This window comes from Saccharothrix sp. NBAS 001, from assembly GCF_056640475.1.
This window is the reverse complement of the sequence record NZ_CM153251.1, coordinates 5,499,934-5,515,788: the sequence shown is the minus strand read 5'-3', so window position 1 is coordinate 5,515,788 and position 15,855 is coordinate 5,499,934. Positions and strand designations below refer to the sequence as shown.

General features: G+C 74.6%; 14 protein-coding genes. 7 read left to right on the top strand and 7 right to left on the bottom strand.

Annotated features, from left to right (window positions below; translation table 11 throughout):
- The first annotated feature begins 21 nt into the window (after positions 1–21).
- From AC0HI0_RS22920 to AC0HI0_RS22910, 3 genes are read left to right on the top strand one after another with little or no spacing between them, the layout of a single operon-like run.
- On the top strand, positions 22–372 hold the full coding sequence (locus tag AC0HI0_RS22920) for a metalloregulator ArsR/SmtB family transcription factor (protein WP_480925551.1): 351 nt from the start codon (positions 22–24) through the stop codon (positions 370–372).
- Positions 369–863, top strand: coding sequence for an SRPBCC family protein (locus tag AC0HI0_RS22915; RefSeq protein ID WP_480925550.1), 495 nt, complete (start codon positions 369–371; stop codon positions 861–863). The genes AC0HI0_RS22920 and AC0HI0_RS22915 overlap by 4 nt, the downstream gene beginning before the upstream one ends.
- On the top strand, positions 863–1,366 hold the full coding sequence (locus AC0HI0_RS22910; RefSeq protein WP_480925549.1) for a hemerythrin domain-containing protein: 504 nt from the start codon (positions 863–865) through the stop codon (positions 1,364–1,366). Before AC0HI0_RS22915 ends, AC0HI0_RS22910 begins: the two co-directional genes overlap by 1 nt.
- Here AC0HI0_RS22910 and AC0HI0_RS22905 read toward each other — a convergent pair.
- Complete coding sequence (locus AC0HI0_RS22905; protein WP_480934366.1) at positions 1,337–3,223, bottom strand: ABC transporter ATP-binding protein; 1,887 nt, start codon at positions 3,221–3,223, stop codon at positions 1,337–1,339. The genes AC0HI0_RS22910 and AC0HI0_RS22905 overlap by 30 nt on opposite strands.
- A 39-nt stretch (positions 3,224–3,262) precedes the next feature.
- Entirely contained in the window at positions 3,263–3,961 is a 699-nt protein-coding gene (locus tag AC0HI0_RS22900; protein WP_480925548.1) for a pentapeptide repeat-containing protein, read from the bottom strand.
- Positions 3,962–4,313: 352 nt separating this feature from the next.
- On the opposite strand from AC0HI0_RS22900, the gene AC0HI0_RS22895 reads away from it, so the two are divergent.
- A complete protein-coding gene (locus AC0HI0_RS22895) occupies positions 4,314–5,213 on the top strand; it encodes a proteasome assembly chaperone family protein (RefSeq protein WP_480925547.1) in 900 nt (299 codons plus the stop codon).
- Between the two features lie 43 nt (positions 5,214–5,256).
- Here AC0HI0_RS22895 and AC0HI0_RS22890 read toward each other — a convergent pair whose 3' ends face one another.
- Together AC0HI0_RS22890 and AC0HI0_RS22885 are read right to left on the bottom strand one after the other, a co-directional pair.
- Positions 5,257–6,237 (bottom strand): LLM class flavin-dependent oxidoreductase, encoded by a 981-nt coding sequence (locus AC0HI0_RS22890; RefSeq protein ID WP_480925546.1) that lies wholly within the window; start codon positions 6,235–6,237, stop codon positions 5,257–5,259.
- 37 nt (positions 6,238–6,274) lie between these two features.
- On the bottom strand, positions 6,275–7,354 hold the full coding sequence (locus tag AC0HI0_RS22885; RefSeq protein WP_480925545.1) for an acyl-CoA dehydrogenase family protein: 1,080 nt from the start codon (positions 7,352–7,354) through the stop codon (positions 6,275–6,277).
- 217 nt (positions 7,355–7,571) lie between these two features.
- Here AC0HI0_RS22885 and paaZ point away from each other — a divergent pair, with 217 nt between their 5' ends.
- Positions 7,572–9,605 carry a phenylacetic acid degradation bifunctional protein PaaZ gene (gene paaZ, locus AC0HI0_RS22880; protein ID WP_480925544.1) on the top strand — a complete coding sequence of 678 codons (2,034 nt, stop codon included), beginning with the start codon at positions 7,572–7,574 and terminating at the stop codon, positions 9,603–9,605.
- A gap of 127 nt (positions 9,606–9,732) precedes the next feature.
- On the top strand, positions 9,733–10,572 hold the full coding sequence (locus AC0HI0_RS22875; protein ID WP_480925543.1) for an aldo/keto reductase: 840 nt from the start codon (positions 9,733–9,735) through the stop codon (positions 10,570–10,572).
- A gap of 51 nt (positions 10,573–10,623) precedes the next feature.
- Here AC0HI0_RS22875 and AC0HI0_RS22870 read toward each other — a convergent pair whose 3' ends face one another.
- Positions 10,624–11,274 (bottom strand): MOSC domain-containing protein, encoded by a 651-nt coding sequence (locus tag AC0HI0_RS22870; RefSeq protein WP_480925542.1) that lies wholly within the window; start codon positions 11,272–11,274, stop codon positions 10,624–10,626.
- Positions 11,275–11,373: 99 nt separating this feature from the next.
- On the opposite strand from AC0HI0_RS22870, the gene AC0HI0_RS22865 reads away from it, so the two are divergent.
- The gene (locus AC0HI0_RS22865) at positions 11,374–12,096 is read left to right on the top strand and encodes a hypothetical protein (protein WP_480925541.1); all 723 of its coding nucleotides are present in this window, start codon (positions 11,374–11,376) and stop codon (positions 12,094–12,096) included.
- Between the two features lie 63 nt (positions 12,097–12,159).
- Here AC0HI0_RS22865 and AC0HI0_RS22860 read toward each other — a convergent pair whose 3' ends face one another.
- Complete coding sequence (locus AC0HI0_RS22860) at positions 12,160–12,861, bottom strand: peptidylprolyl isomerase (RefSeq protein ID WP_480934365.1); 702 nt, start codon at positions 12,859–12,861, stop codon at positions 12,160–12,162.
- Between the two features lie 61 nt (positions 12,862–12,922).
- Complete coding sequence (locus tag AC0HI0_RS22855) at positions 12,923–15,844, bottom strand: helix-turn-helix transcriptional regulator (protein WP_480925540.1); 2,922 nt, start codon at positions 15,842–15,844, stop codon at positions 12,923–12,925.
- Between the last annotated feature and the right edge of the window lie 11 nt (positions 15,845–15,855).

The following is a 15,855-nucleotide window of genomic DNA, read 5'->3' as shown; positions in this document are numbered from 1 at the left end:
CCATCGGTTACGCTTTTCCGCGTGGACGAGGTGGCCGGCGCGATCGCGGACCCCGTGCGGCGGGAGATCCTGGTCCTGCTGCGGGAGTCCCGGCTGTCCGCCGGGCAGATCGCGAGCCGGTTCGAGATCAGCCGACCCGCCGTGAGCCGGCACCTGCGGGTGCTGCGCGAGTGCGGCCTGGTGCGCGACGAGGTCGTCGGCCGGCAGCGGTTCTACCTGCTCGACCCGGCCCCGCTGGCGGGGCTGGCCGGCTGGCTGGCCCCGTTCCTGCGGCCCGCCGGCTGGGAGCACCGTCTCGACGCCCTGGAAACCGAGGTCTACCGGACGCGCCGCGACCGCCGCGCGGACCGGCGAGAGGAGAACACCGCATGACCAACCCGCCCACCGGTCGGTTGTTCCGCACCGACGCCGGCCACGACCTGGTGATCACCCGCACGTTCCGCGCGCACGCGGAGGACGTCTGGGCCGGCATCACCGAGCCCGACCGGACCGCCCGCTGGTTCGGCACCTGGGAGGGCGACGCCGCGCCCGGCCGGACCATCAAGATCCAGATGGCCTACGAGGAGCAGCAGCCCTGGATGCGGGCGCGCATCGACGCGTGCGAGCCGCCGATGCGCCTGGCCGTGTCCACCACCGACGTCGGCGGCGTCTGGCGGCTGGAACTCCTGCTGTCCGAAGTGGACGGTGTGACCGAGCTGAAGCTGGTGCACCACCTGGACAGCACCGAGGGCGTCGGCGAGATCGGGCCCGGCTGGGAGTACTACCTGGACATGCTGGTGGCCGCCCGCGCCGGCACGCCGCTGCCGGAGTTCGACTCCTACTACCCGGCCATGAAGCCCCACTTCGACGGGCTGGTCGGGTAGTGCGCGACGTGTCCCGCGCCGTCGCCTTCGGCCGGCAGCTCATCGAGGTCCACATCGCGCTGCGCGACCGGCTCGAAGACCTGCGCGACAACCTCGACGCCGTGCCGGCCGGCGCCGCCCGGGCGGACCTGCGCGCGCACTGCGTCGCGTTCTGCGGCGCGCTCACCCACCACCACACCACCGAGGACCGCACCGGGTTCCCGGTGCTCGCCGAGCACTTCCCGGAACTGGCCCCGGTGCTCGCCGAACTCACCGCCGACCACCGGATCGTCGCCGACGCCCTGACCCGGCTCGACGCCGTCCTCACCGACCCCGACCCGGCCACCGTCGCGTCCGAAGTGGACACTTTGGCGGCGTTGCTGGAAACCCACTTCACCTACGAGGAGCGCAAGATCGTCGCGGCGCTCGACCGGCTGGCCGCCTCCGCCGGACCCGAGGACGCCGCCAAGCTCGCCGCGACCACCTCACTGGACTCACCGCACCTCGGCCGGCCGGGCGGCTGACGCCTCCTCGGCGAACTGGGTCCGGTACAGCTGCTCGTAGCGGCCGCCGGCGGCCAGCAGGTCGGTGTGCGTGCCGCGCTCCACGACCCGGCCGCCCTCCACCACCAGGATCAGGTCGGCCGCCCGGACCGTCGACAGCCGGTGCGCGATCACCAGGGCCGTGCGGCCGTCCAGCGCCTCCGCCAGGGCCGCCTGGACGGCCGCCTCCGACGTCGAGTCCAGGTGGGCGGTGGCCTCGTCCAGGATCACCACGCGCGGCCGGGCCAGCAGCAGCCGCGCGATGGTCAGCCGCTGGCGCTCGCCGCCGGAGAGCCGGTAGCCGCGCTCGCCCACCACGGTGTCCAGCCCGTCGGGTAGCGACCCGACCAGGTCGGCGAGCCGGGCCCGGCGCAGCACGTCCCACAGCTGTTCGTCGGACGCCCCGGGCCGGGCGAACAGGAGGTTCGACCGGAGCGATTCGTGGAAGAGGTGGCCGTCCTGGGTCACCATGCCGAGCGTGTCGCGGATCTCCCGCGCGGACAGGTCCCGGACGTCCACACCGGACAGCTTCACCGCGCCGCCGTCCACGTCGTAGAGCCGGGGGAGCAGGGAGGCGATCGTGGACTTGCCCGCGCCCGACGACCCCACCAGCGCGACGACCTGGCCGGGCTCCGCGCGGAACGAGACGTCGTGCAGCACCTGGACGCCGCCGCGCGTGTCCAGCACGGCGACCTCCTCCAGGGAGGCCAGCGACACCTTGTCCGCCGCCGGGTACGCGAAGGACACGTTCTCGAACTCCACCGACACCGCGCCGTCCGGCACCGCCGCCGGGTCGGGCTTCTCGGTGATCAACGGCTTGAGGTCGAGCACCTCGAACACCCGCTCGAAGCTCACCAGCGCGCTCATCACCTCGACCCGCGCGCTCGCCAGGGCCGTCAGCGGCGCGTAGAGGCGGGTGAGCAGCAGCGCCAGCGCGACCACCGACCCGGCGTCGAGCTGGTCCTTGAGCGCGTAGAACCCGCCCAGCCCGTAGACCAGGGCCAGCGCCAGCGCGGACACCAGGGTGAGCGCGGTGAGGAACACCGCCTGCACCATCGCCGAGCGCACCCCGATGTCGCGCACCCGCCGGGCGCGGGTCGCGAACTCGGCCGACTCGTGCTCCGGCCGGCCGAACAGCTTCACCAGGGTCGCGCCGGGAGCCGAGAACCGCTCGGTCATCTGGGTGCTCATGGTCGCGTTGTGGTCGGCCGCCTCGCGCTCCAGCCGGGCCAGGCGGGAACCCATCCGCCGGGCGGGCAGCACGAACACCGGCAGCAGGACCAGGGCGAGCAGCGTGATCTGCCAGGACAAGCCGATCATCACCACGAGGGTGAGCACCAGCGTCACGACGTTGCCGGCGACGCTGGACAGCGTGTCGCTGAACGCGCGCTGCGCGCCGATCACGTCGTTGTTGAGGCGGCTGACCAGCGCGCCGGTCCGGGTGCGCGTGAAGAACGCGACCGGCATCCGCTGGACGTGGTCGAACACGGCGGTGCGCAGGTCGAGGATGAGGTCCTCGCCGATGCTCGCCGACAGCCACCGCGCGACCAGCCCGAGCGCCGCCTCCGCGACCGCGATGCCGGCGATCAGCGCGCTGAGCCCGAGCACGACGTCGTACGCCGAGCCGTGCACGATGGCGTCCACGATCCGACCGGCCAGCACGGGTGTGACGACGGCCAGGACCGCGATCACCACGCTGAGCGCGAGGTACTGGGCGAGCCGGGCGCGGCGCGGCCGGGCGAACGCCCGGATCCGCCGGAGCGTGGCCCTGGAGAACGGGCGGCGGTCGTCCTGCGCGTTGGTCACGTGGTAGAGCGACATCCACGCCGTGACTTCCATGTCCATGGGGAAAACGTAGGACCTCGACTTCGCTTGAGGTCAAGCGGTCCGATCACCCCACCGCCGGGTCCCGGCGCGGACCTGCCGGCCGAGCCGGCGCAACTGCGCCACGACGTCGACGAGCGCGAGTTCCACCGGTTTCGGCGGTGCCGTGAAGTCGTGGAGCGCCTCGCCGGGCGGCCAGGTCGAGGGGTCGGTGGCCGTGCCGTCCTCGAACCCGGGGTCCGTCCACGCCGGCGTCCGACCGCCGTCGCGGCGGTCGCCCTCCAGGACGGTCACCCCCGCCCGCCGCGGGTCGAACCCGGCCGGCCACCGGGTCTTCTCGTTGGCGAAGGCCCCGGTGGGGTTCGCGCCGTGGAGCAGCGCGTTGGTCAGCGTCGCACCGAACAGGGGACTCCCGGCGTACCGCCCGACGAATCGCGCCCCGCGCAGGTCCGCGCCGTCGAACACCGCGCCGCCGCCCTGGCAGCCCACCAGCGCCGCACCGCCGAGGTCGGCCTCGCCGAAGTCGGCCTGGCCGATGTTGCAGCTCCAGAACGACGCCGCGCGCAGGTCCGCGCCGCGGAACCGGGCACCGGTGAGGTTCTTCGTGCCGAAGGTGGTCTCCCGCGAGTCCTCCCCGGCGAGCAGCGCGCCCGAGAGGTCGTAGGTCGGGCCGATCCGGCTCAGCGCGTCACGGCGGCTGTCGCGCTGCGCCGACCGGCGTTCGATGGCGAGGATCGCCGACGCGACGAGCACCCCGCCGATCAGCGCCGTGGCGAGGTCGGCCTCCTTGGTCTCGTCCTGCGCGCCGGTCCACAGGACGCCGGCCGCGACGAGGACGAGCAGGAGGAAGGCGCGCGTGGCGCCCCGGGCGGCGTGAGCGGCGGTGCGCGGGCCGCGGCCGGGGGACTGCGGCAGGGGCGACGGTGCCCGACCCGGCCGCCGGGCCCGGGTCCGTTCGGCCAGGTCCCCTCCGGTCGATTCGCGTTGTTCACCCGAATGGCCCAGGTCGAGGTGTGGATCCGGCGCGGATCCGGTGCGGGATCGGGGAATGGATCAGGGGCGGTGCGGCGTTGTGGTGGTGGAGGACTAGCTGAGGAGGCACGTGGTGGCGCTGGACCCGGAGGATCTGTTCGAGGTCGACTCCGACGTCCCGGACCTGACCGGAGCGGTGCTGCTGCACCACTTCGACGGCTTCATGGACGCGGGCGCGGCGGGGTCCGCGGTGGTCGACCACCTGCTGGAGGCGCACGAGCACCGGGTGGTCGCCCGGTTCGACGTGGACGGCCTGATCGACTACCGCGCCCGACGGCCGACGATGACCTACGCCACCGACCGCTGGGAGGGCTACGACGCCCCCGAGCTGGTCGTGCGGCTGCTGCACGACTCGGTCGGCACGCCCTTCCTGCTGATGACCGGCCCCGAGCCGGACCGGCGCTGGGAGGCCGTGGCGGCGGCGGTGCGGATCCTGGTGGAGCGCTGGGGCGTGCGGCTCGCGGTGAGCTTCCACGGCATCCCGATGGGCGTCCCGCACACCCGCAAGCTCTCGGTCATCTCGCACGCCACGCGGCCCGAGCTGGTCACCGAGAAGTCGCCGTTCAGCCGCGTGCAGGTGCCGGGCAACCTGGCCGCGCTCATCGAGCTGCGGCTGGGCGAGGCCGGGCACGACGCGATGGGCTTCGCCGCCTACGTGCCGCACTACCTGGCGCAGGGCTCCTACCCGGCCGCCGCGCTGGGCATGCTGGAGTCGCTGACCCGGGCCACCGGGCTGATCGTGCCGGCCGGCGCGTTGCAGGAGTCCGCGCGCCGCACGGACGCCGAGATCGCCCGCCAGGTCGCCGAGTCGGACGAGGTGGCGCAGGTCGTGGAGGCGCTGGAGCGCCAGTACGACGCGTTCACCGAGGCGTCGGAGAACCTGCTGGTCAACGAGGACGAGCCGCTGCCCAGCGCGGACGAGCTGGGCGCGGAGTTCGAGCGCTTCCTGGCCGAGCAGCAGCGCGACCGCTGATCGCGGCCACGCGTCCGCCTGAGCCGGGTCCCGGTGGCCCGGCTCAGGCGCGTCCGAGGTGGTACGCCTCGGCCAGCAGGCGGTAGGACGTGAGCAGGTCGGCCCGGTCGTAGGTGCTGGTGGTGAGCAGCACCTCGTCCGCCCCGGTCCGCCCGACCAGGTCGTCGAGCCGCTTCACCGCCTCGGACGGGGTGCCGGAGATGTGCCCGCGCAGCGACTCCTCGAAGTACCTGCGCTCCCGGTCGGTCATGGTCAGCGACCGCACCTGCTCCGGCGCGCGCAGGGCGGGGAACTCGCCCCGGGTCCGCGAGTGCGCCATCGCCCACGCCTCGGGCAGCAGCAGCCGCCACGCGTCCTCGCTCGTCCCGGCCACCGCGACGGTCGTCGACACGACCACGTAGGGCTCCTCGGCCCACCGGGAGGGCCGGAACCGGGTCCGGTAGCCGTCGATCGCCTCGACCATCGCCTCCTCGCCGCGGATCGCGGCGATCACCAGCGGCAGCCCGTGCGACGCCGCCACCTCCGCGCCCGCGCCGGTCGCCAGCACGAACGGCGGCACGTGCAGCCCGGTCGCCGGGTAGCCCGAGACGGCGGCGTCGCCGGTGAAGTACGCCAGCAGCTCGTCCAGGCGGACGCCGAACTCGGCCGCGTCGCGCCGGTCGTGCCCGAGCGCCCGCCGGACCGGCTCGGTGAAGCCGACCGACCGGCCCAGGCCCATGTCGATCCGGCCGGGGAACAGCGACTCCAGCACGCCGAACTGCTCGGCCACCACCAGCGGCCGGTGGTTGGGCAGCATCACGCCCCCGGTGCCGATCCGGATCCGCGAGGTCCGCGCGGCGGCGGCCGCGGCCAGCACGGTCGGCGCGGAGCCCGCCACGCCGGGCACGCCGTGGTGCTCGGAGACCCAGAACCGGTGGTAGCCCAGCTCCTCGGCCTGCCGCGCGAACTCCACGGTGTCCCGCAACGCCCGCGCGTGCGTGCTGCCTTCGCGGGTGCGCGACCGGTCCAGGACGGAGAGCTTCACACCCCGTCCAACGCCCCCGCGCGGGCCCGGATTCCGATCACAGCCGGGTGGTGTCGGTCGCCACGCCCAGCCGCACCTTCGCGTAGGTCTCGAACAGCCGCCGCGACACCAGGCCGTGTTGCGCGGCCACGTGCGCGTCGCGCAGGCAGCGTTGCAGCGCCGAACTCTCGAACACCGAGCTGCCGCCGCCCACGTCGAACGCCAGCCGGGTCACCGACGCCGACTCGGCCGCCGCGTGCGAGCACGCCAGGCGCAGCCGGGCGCGGTCGCCGACGCCCGCCGGGACGGCCGCCACCGCGTCCGCCCACCGCGCGGCGACCTCGGCGTGCAGGAACGCCCGCGCGGCCGACAGCCGGGCCTCGGCGGTGGCCAGGTCGAGCTGCGCGCCGGTCTGCCCGGCCAGCGGCACGGCCGTGTACTGCGGGGTCTTGGCCACCGCCAGCACCTCGACCTCCTCGACCGCGCGGGCCGCGATGCCCAGCCCCACCGCCGCGACGCCCAGCGCCAGGAACGCGGTGAACGGGAACCTCGCCAGCGGCCCGTCGGCCTCGGTGGACGCCGGCCACACCGCGCGCCGCGCGGGCACGAACACGTCCGCCGCCTCCCACTCGTGCGAGGCGGTCGCGCGCAGACCGGCGGCGTGCCACGTGTCGTGCACGGTCACCTCGTCGCGCCGGAAGATCGCGAACGTCGCCCCGCTGTCGGTGCGCGCGCCGCCCACCACCCAGTCGCACAGCGGCACGGCGCTGCCCCAGCCCCACCGGCCGGTCACCCGGTACCCGCCGGCCGCCGCGACCGCGCTGCCCGCGGGCGCCGCGGTGCCGGCGATCACCGAGGTGGGGGAGCCGAACACCTCCTCCGCGCCGGCCGGGTCGAGGTACCAGGACAGCGCCGAGGTGGCCCCGGTGGTCATCGCGGTCCAGCCGGTCGAGCCGTCCGCCCTGGCCAGCGCCTCGATCTCGACCAGCCAGGACGGCAGGTCCAGCTCCCGGCCGCCGAACCGGGCGGGGGCGAGCAGCCGGGTCGTGCCGGAGGACACCAGCGCCGCCACGACGGGCCCGGTGAGCGCGCGGCCCCGCTCGGCGGCGGCGGCTTCGGACCTGATCAGCTCGTGCATACCGGGATCATGCCCCAACGCCCGACGTCCGGTCGGCACCTCCGCCACCCCTCCGCGACCGCGCCCCGCCCGAGTGTCCGAAGTGGACACTCCGGCGGGCCGTCGGCGGGCCCGGAGTTGTCACATCGGCTTCAATCAAGCCACGATGAAAGCAAGGGCGCTTTACTGTCCGGTAAGCCGGGACACCCACCGGCACCGACAAGGAGGTCGACCACCGATGGCCATGCTGCGCAGCTACGTCTCCGGTCGCTGGCACACGTCGTCCGCCGAGGGCGCGCCGCTGCACGACGCGGTGACCGGCGAGGAGATCGCCCGCATCTCGTCCGCGGGCGTGGACATGGCGGCGGCGCTGGACCACGGCCGCCGGGTCGGCGGCCCCGCGCTGCGCGAGCTGACCTTCCACCAGCGCGGCGCGCTGCTCAAGGCCCTGGCCTCCTACCTGCGGGAACACCGCGAGGAGCTGTACGCGCTGTCGGCCCGCTCCGGCGCGACCAAGACCGACTCGCTGATCGACGTCGACGGCGGCATCGGCGTGCTGTTCACCTACGCGAGCAAGGCCAAGCGCGAACTGCCCAACGACACCGTGTACGTCGACGGCGCCCTGGAGCCGCTCAGCCGGGGCGGCACGTTCGTCGGCCGGCACATCGGCACGCCGCTGCGCGGGGTCGCGGTGCAGATCAACGCCTTCAACTTCCCCGTCTGGGGCCCGCTGGAGAAGTTCGCGCCCGCGTTCGTGGCCGGCGTCCCGTCGCTGATCAAACCCGCTTCACAGACCGCCTACCTCACCGAGAAGCTGGTCGAGCTGGTGCTCGCCTCCGGCCTGCTGCCGGAGGGCTCGGTGCAGCTCGTCTCGGGCGGCGCGGGCGACCTGCTCGACCACCTCACCGAGCAGGACCTGGTCGGCTTCACCGGCTCGGCGTCCACCGCGCGGCTGCTGCGCACCCACCCGGCGGTGATCGGCTCGTCGGTGCGGTTCAACGCCGAGGCGGACTCGCTGAACTGCTCGGTCCTGGGCCCGGACGCGACCCCCGGCACGCCCGAGTTCGACCTGTACGTCAAGCAGCTGGTCGGCGAGATGACCACCAAGGCCGGCCAGAAGTGCACCGCGATCCGCCGCGCGCTGGTGCCCGCCGAGCTGCTCGACGACGTCGCCGAGGCCGCCCGCGCCCGGCTGGCGAAGGTCGTGATCGGCAACCCGGCGAACGAGTCGGTGCGGATGGGCGCGCTGGCCGGGCTGGAGCAGCGGGAAGAGGTGCGGCGCTCGCTCAAGGCGCTGCTGGAGGCCGGCGAGGTGGTCTACGGCTCGCCGGACGCCGTCGAGGTGGTGGACGCCGACGCCGAGCGTGGCGCGTTCCTGTCCCCGGTGCTGCTCAAGGCCGACCCGGACCGCGCCCAGCCGCACGAGGTCGAGGCGTTCGGCCCGGTCGCCACGCTGCTGCCCTACACCGGGGCCGCCCACGCGGTGGAACTGGCCGCCCGGGGAGCGGGCAGCCTGGTCGGGTCCGTGGTGAGCCACGACACGGCGTTCGTCCGCGAGGTCGTGCTCGGGGTGGCCCCCTGGCACGGCCGGCTGCTGGTGCTCGACCGCGACGACGCCCAGGAGTCCACCGGCCACGGCTCGCCGCTGCCCGCCCTGGTGCACGGCGGGCCGGGCCGCGCGGGCGGCGGCGAGGAGATGGGCGGCATCCGGGGCGTGCTGCACCACCTCCAGCGCACCGCCGTGCAGGGCAGCCCGCGGGTGCTGACCGCGGTCACCGGGCAGTGGACGGCCGGCGCCGAGCGGGCCGAGTCCGCCGAGCACCCGTTCCGCAAGTCGTTGGCGGAGCTGAAGATCGGCGACTGCGTGGTGGCCGGCCCCCGGGTGGTGACGCTCGCCGACGTCGAGCACTTCGCGTCCTTCACCGGCGACACCTTCTACGCGCACATGGACGAGGAAGCCGCCGCGGCCAACCCGTTCTTCGGCGGCCGGGTCGCGCACGGCTACCTGGTCGTGTCGTTCGCCGCCGGTCTGTTCGTCTCGCCCGAGCCCGGCCCGGTGCTGGCCAACTACGGGCTGGACAACCTGCGGTTCCTCACGCCCACCTTCCCCGGCGACGAACTCACCGTGACGCTGACCGCCAAGCAGATCACCCCGCGCGAGGACCAGGACTACGGCGAGGTGCGCTGGGACGCCGACCTGGTGAACCAGAAGGGCGAGTCGGTCGCCAAGTACGACGTGCTGACCCTGGTCGCCAAGACCCGCCGGAGCTGACCGCGCGGCCGGGCACCCGGGACCGGCCCGCACCGAAATCGTCCCCGTGAACCGGGAACAACCCGGGCACCGCGCGCGGTTGGCGCGGGTGGGGGGACGTCCGTCTACCGACAGAGGAGCACCTGAGGTGTCCGAGACCTTTTCGCTGGGTGGAGACCTGACCGTCAACCGGCTCGGCTACGGCGCGATGCGGCTGACCGGCCAGGGCATCTGGGGACCCCCGGCCGACCGGGACAACGCGCACGCCGTGCTGCGGCGGGCGGTCGAGCTGGGGATCGACTTCATCGACACGGCCGACTCGTACGGCCCGCACGTCAACGAGGACCTCATCCGGGAGGCGCTGCACCCCTACGCCGACGGCCTGGTCGTCGCGACCAAGGCGGGCCTGGTGCGCACCGGGCCCGACCAGTGGCACACCCTGGGCAAGCCGGTCTACCTGCGGCAGGCCCTGGAGACCAGCCTGCGCCGGCTGGGCGTCGAGCGGATCGACCTGTTCCAGCTGCACCGGATCGACCCCGAGGTGCCGCTGGCGGACCAGGTCGGCGAGCTGAAGAAGCTCCGCGACGAGGGCAAGATCCGGCACATCGGACTGTCCGAAGTGGACGTCGACCAGATCGAGGCGGCGCGGGAGATCGTGCCCATCGTCAGCGTGCAGAACCTGTACAACCTGGCGAACCGGCGGCACGAGGCCGTCCTGGACTACGCAACCGAGCACGGCATCGCGTTCATCCCGTGGTTCCCGGTCGCCACCGGCGAGCTGGCCCGCCCCGGCGGCGTGCTGGACACCGCCGCCAAGGACCACGGGGCCACGCCCGCGCAGCTCGCGCTGGCCTGGCTGCTGCGCCGCTCGCCCGTCGTGCTGCCGATCCCCGGCACGTCGTCGGTCGCGCACCTGGAGGAGAACACGGCGGCCCGCTCGATCGAGCTGACCGACGAGGAGTTCGAGAAGCTGTCCGCGCTGGGCTGAGCCGGACGTGACCGCCCACCCCGGCCTGCCGGAGTGGGCGGTCACGTCGGGTCAGGCCGAGGCGCTGGTCCGGCGGCGCACCTTCTCGCGGGTCTTGTCGGTCAGGTGCGCCTCGGCCGCGAGCAGCCGGGGGATCAGGTCCGGTTCCAGCGTCAGCGCCCGGAACACCGTCCGGACCGTCACGTCGTGGTCCGGCCGGTGGACCGGCACGACCTCGTCGCCGGCCGCGACCGGGCCCGGCTCCAGCACCCGGAAGTACGCGCCGCACAACGCGCGCTCCGTGAACGTCCGCACCCAGCCCTGCGCCTCCATCACGCCCGCGAACGTGCGGCACGGGATGCGCGGGTCGGTCACCTGGAGCAGCGCGCCGCCGACCCGCCAGCGCTCGCCCACCAGCGCGTTGGTCGGGTCGAGGCCCACCGTCGTCAGGTTCTCGCCGAACATCCCGGGCGCGAGGTCGCGGCCGAGTTCCGCGCCCCACGCGTCGAGGTCCTCGCGGGCGTAGGCGTAGACCGCCTGGTCCGGACCGCCGTGGCTGCGCCCGTCGGAGATGTGGTCGCCGGCCAGGCCGCTGCCTGGGCCGTCCGGTGCGCTGACCAGCACCGGGCCGGTCACCGGGCGCTTGTGGTGACCGGTGTGGCCGATCACGGCGGGCTCGAAGTCGGCGCGCGCGCCGATGTTCACCGAAAGCACGTGGGGCATACGCCGAACGGTAGCCCAGGTAGTTTGCGGGTTCGTACCCCTCGCCCCGCGCGGGTGCGCGAGGATGGTCGCCGTTCACCGCTTCGTGGGGGAAAAATCATGCGCAGGTCCGTGGTGCCGTTGCTGCTGTCCGTCGTGCTGGCGGCGGGGTGCGCGGCCCGGACAGCGCTGCCGGCACCGACCCTGGACCCGGTGGCGCGCGACGCGGCGACGCTGGTCACGGCGGTGGTCTCGCGGGTGGAGGGGCAGTACTCGGTGCGGTTCGACACCGAGACGTCGCTGTCCGGCCGCCGGGTGCGCACCGAGGGCGGGCTGGTCCGGTCCCCCGACGCCCGGCTGGTCACCCTGCGCGAGGACAACGTGGAGGTCGTGGTGCTCGCCGACGCCGGGTACCTGCGCGCCGGCGGCGGCTCGTGGACGCGGCTCGGGCGCACCGACCGGGCGGGCGTGAAGTCCGGCGTGACCGTGGACGGCGTCGCGGACGAGGTGGACCCGCGCTCGGTGGTCGCCGCGCTGCGCGGCTCGCTGGTCGTGGAGACCGGCGACGAGGAGTTGGCCGGCGTGCCGACCCACCGCTACACCATGCTGGTCGACCTGCGGTTGCAGGCCGAGCAGACCTCCGACGTGACCCACCGGTCCCAGCTGCTGGCCGCCTACGAGTCCGGGTTCACCGCCACGGCGGTGCTCTGGGTCGGCCCCGGCGGCCTGCCGGTGCGGGTGGAGGAGACGCTCAAGACGTTGGAGGACACCGTCTTCCAGCGCACCGAGCACCGGTTCACCGGGTGGAACTCCGACCTCAGGGTCGTCGCGCCCACCTCGTGACGCGGCCGCGCCGTCCGGCCGGACGCCGGCGGGCGTCGCGCGCGGGCGCGACGCCCGCCGCCGTCAGCAGTCCTTCTTGGCGCGCTTGATGTCCACGGGCTTGGCCGGGCTGCCGTCGACCGGGGCCGGGTTGTCCGGGGTGGGCTTGATGCCCGCCGCCGCGACCTTGTCCAGGGTGCGCAGGCCCTCCGGCTTGATCTTGCCGAAGACCGTGTAGTTCGGCCGCAGCGTGCTGTCCGAGGTCACCAGGAAGAACTGGCTGCCGTTGGTGTCCGGGCCCGCGTTGGCCATCGCCAGCGTGCCGCGCGGGTAGATCCGCCGCTCGCCGGTCGGGTCGTTCGGCGCGGGCGGCAGCGTGGTGGGCAGCTCGTCCTTGTACTTGTAGCCGGGGCCGCGCTCGCCGGTCCCGGTCGGGTCGCCGCACTGCAGCACCTTGAGCGTCGGGTACGCGGTCAACCGGTGGCACGTGGTGGCGTCGTAGAACTTCTTGTCCACCAGGTGCAGGAAGCTCTGGACGGTGCACGGGGCCTGCGCGCGGTCCAGCACCAGGGGGATGTCGCCCTGGTTGGTCTTCAGCAGCACCTCGACCCTGCCCCGGTCCGGCGTGCGCCGGGGGTCCGGCGGCAGCTTCACCGGCCGGGCCGCCGGGTCGTCCGGGGTCTTGGTGTACGCGCACGGACCTCGCGTCACGTCGGGGTCGCGGTACGACTCCTCGGACGCCTGGGCGACGCCGCCGACGCCGACGACACCGCCCACGACCACCATCAGCACCAGTGCCAAGAGGATCCTCACGGGGGAGTTCCTAGCGCCCCGGCGGGCGTCGCGGCTAGGGCCGGTCGGAGGGTCCGAGGTCGGCGGCGAAGGCGCTGAGCGACTCCCGGTCCGGCTGCGCGGTCTTGGTGATCAGGCTGGCCACGTGTTTCTCCACGGTGCGCGGCGAGATGTGCAGCCGGGTCGCGATCGCCTTGTTCCCCAGCCGCCCCGCGAGCAGCCGGAACACTTCGAACTCCCGCACGGTCACGCCCAGCGCCCGCAGCTCGCGCGGCACCTGGTCCGAGCCCGTCCGGCGCTGCGGCACCGACGCGCCGAGCTGGCGCAGCAGCCCCCGGCAGGCGCTGGCCACCGCCGTGCCGCCGGCCTGGTGGAAGTACTCCTCCGCGCCGCGCAGCCACGTCACCGGCTCGCCCCAGCCGTCCGCGACCGCGGCCTCCGCCACCAGGCGCAGCCCGAGGTGGCGGGCCAGCGGGTAGATCGACGCCGCGTCCCGGGCCGCGCGCACGGCCGCCGCCGCCTCGGCCTCGCGCCCCTCCCGGCCGTGCAGCACGGCCAGCGCGAACTGCCCGAACACCCGGTTCCACCGCATCCCGGCCGCCGCCGAGCGGGTGATCTCCCGGTACGCCGCGTCGTCCACCGAGCCCGCCAGCACGCCGAGCAGCAGCCGCAGCCCGTGCGTGCCGGACAGGTGGAACGTGGTGGGCGTCTCCGCCTCGTACGCCATCGCCCGCGCCACGTCCTGCGCGGCGAGGTCGCGGTCCTCCTCCATCAGCGCGCAGAACGCCCGCGCCAGCCCGAAGCACAGCGGGCGCTCCTGCGAGCCGATCCCGCCCAGCTCGTGGAACTCCGCGAGCGCACTGTCCACTTCGGACCTCCGGCCCTGGTGCGCGGCGGCGGTCGCCTGGGCCATCAGCACGTACAGCGTCATCGACTTCAGCTGCAGCCGCCGGGTTCCGGCGCCGCACCGGGCCAGCTGCTCGCCCGCCGCCTGGTACTGGCCGCGCAGCACCAGGTCCAGCCCGAGGATCGCGTCCACGTTGTAGGCCACCGTGATCGCGCCGACCCGCAGCGCCTCCTCGCGCGCCTCGACCAGCTCCGCCGACGAGCCGTCGGCCAGCCAGTCCAGCCCGGCCAGCCGCACCACGGCGTAGATCCGCTGGATCGGCAGCCGGTGCTCCTCGGCGAGCCGGCGGGCCCGGGTGAAGTGGTCGGTGGCCTCGCCCAGGTCGCGCTCCCGGGCCAGGATGCCGAGCAGCTGCCACGCCTCGCAGCCCACCTCGGGCAGCGCCGCCCGGCGGGACGCCTCGGCCGCCCGGCGGGCCAGCAGCTCGGCGGAGGCGATCCGGTCGGGCCGCCGCGCGTCCAGGGTCAGGAACGCGGCCACCGAGTCGAGCCGGGCCGCGTGCGCGTCGTCGGCGTCCGGGCCGAGCAGCGACCGCGCCGCCTCCACCTGCGCCATGCCGTCCTCCTCCCGGCCCGCCAGCCACGCCACCTTCGCCAGGCCGGTGTGCAGCTCGGCGCGGCGCACCCGGTCCAGCCCGGCGGCGCTCAGCTCGGCCACCGAGTCCTGCAGCGCGAACGCCCGCTCGAACTGGCCCGCCTCGCCCAGCGCGGGCAGCAGCGCGGCCAGCACGTCCGCGCGCAGCCCCACGTCCACGCGGCTCAGCGGCAGCCGGTGCGCGTGGTCGAGCAGGCGCACCGCGGAGCCCGCCGCGCCGTCGGCCAGCGCCCGCCGCCCGGCCTCGGCGAGCAGCGCGCCCGCCTCGGCGGTCTGGCCCGCGTCCAGCCGCAGCGACGCCACCAGCGGGCACCACTCGCCGGGCAGCTCGGGGTGCAGTTCGAGGATCGCGTCCGCGGTGCGCCGCGAGACGTCCGCCCGGTGCGTCGGGGTGAGCTGCGCGAGCAGCGCCTCGGCGGTCAGCGGGTGCCGGAAGGCGTACCAGTCGGGCACCGGCTCGTCCGGCGTGACCAGCTGCGCCGCGACGCCCGCGTGCAGGTGGGTGAGCAGGCTGTGGTCGTCCATGCCGGTCACCGCGCGCAGCACGGACAGCGGGAACCGGTGCCCCAGCACGGCCGCCACGGACAGCAGCTCCCGGCCCTGCGGCCCCAGCCGGTCGGTGCGGTGCGCGATCGAGCGGACCAGCGCGGTCGGCACGTTGATCCGCAGCTCGCCCAGCACCTGCCAGCCGCCCGGCCCGCGCACCAGCAGGCCGCCGCTGACCAGGCCGTGCAGCATCTCCTCGACCACGAACGGGTTGCCCGCGCTGTCCGACCACAGCCGCTCGGCCACCGCGTCGGGCACCTCGGCCTCGTCCACCTCCAGGCAGGACGCGACCATCCGGCGCACCTGGGCCTCGTCCAGCCGGCGCAGTTCCAGCAGCGACCCGGCGTCGCGCTGCGCGGCCAGCCGCACCACGTCCAGCGTGGGGCCGGGATCGGCGCGCGCGGTCACCAGCAGCGCGGCCGGCACCTGGTCGAGGTTGTCCACCAGGTAGTCGATGACCGCGAGCGTCTCGGCGTCCGAGTCGTGCAGGTCCTCCAGCACCAGCAGGCACGGCCGGGTCCGGCCGACCACGGCCAGCAGCCGCAGCACCGCCTCGGCGAGCACGACGATCGAGTGGCCCGCCTGCGGTTCACCGCCCCACTCGGGCACCAGCCTGCCCAGCACCGGCTGGTAGGGGCCGAGTTCGCGCAGGTCCGGGCCGTCGCCGCCGCGCAGCAGCGACATCAGGGCCTCGGCCAGCGGGCGGAACGGCACCATCGGGCCGATGGTCGAGCCCCGGCCGCGCAGCACCCGCATGCCGCGGTCGAACGCGGCGCCGGCGGTCACCCGGGCCAGTCGGGTCTTGCCGATCCCGGCCTCGCCGACCAGGAAGACGGCGCGCCCGCGACAGGCGGCCGCGTCGGTCAGGGCTCGGGCCAACACCCGGAGTTCGTCGTCGCGGCCGACCACGACCGGCGCGCGGGTCTGCATGGGCCGACCTT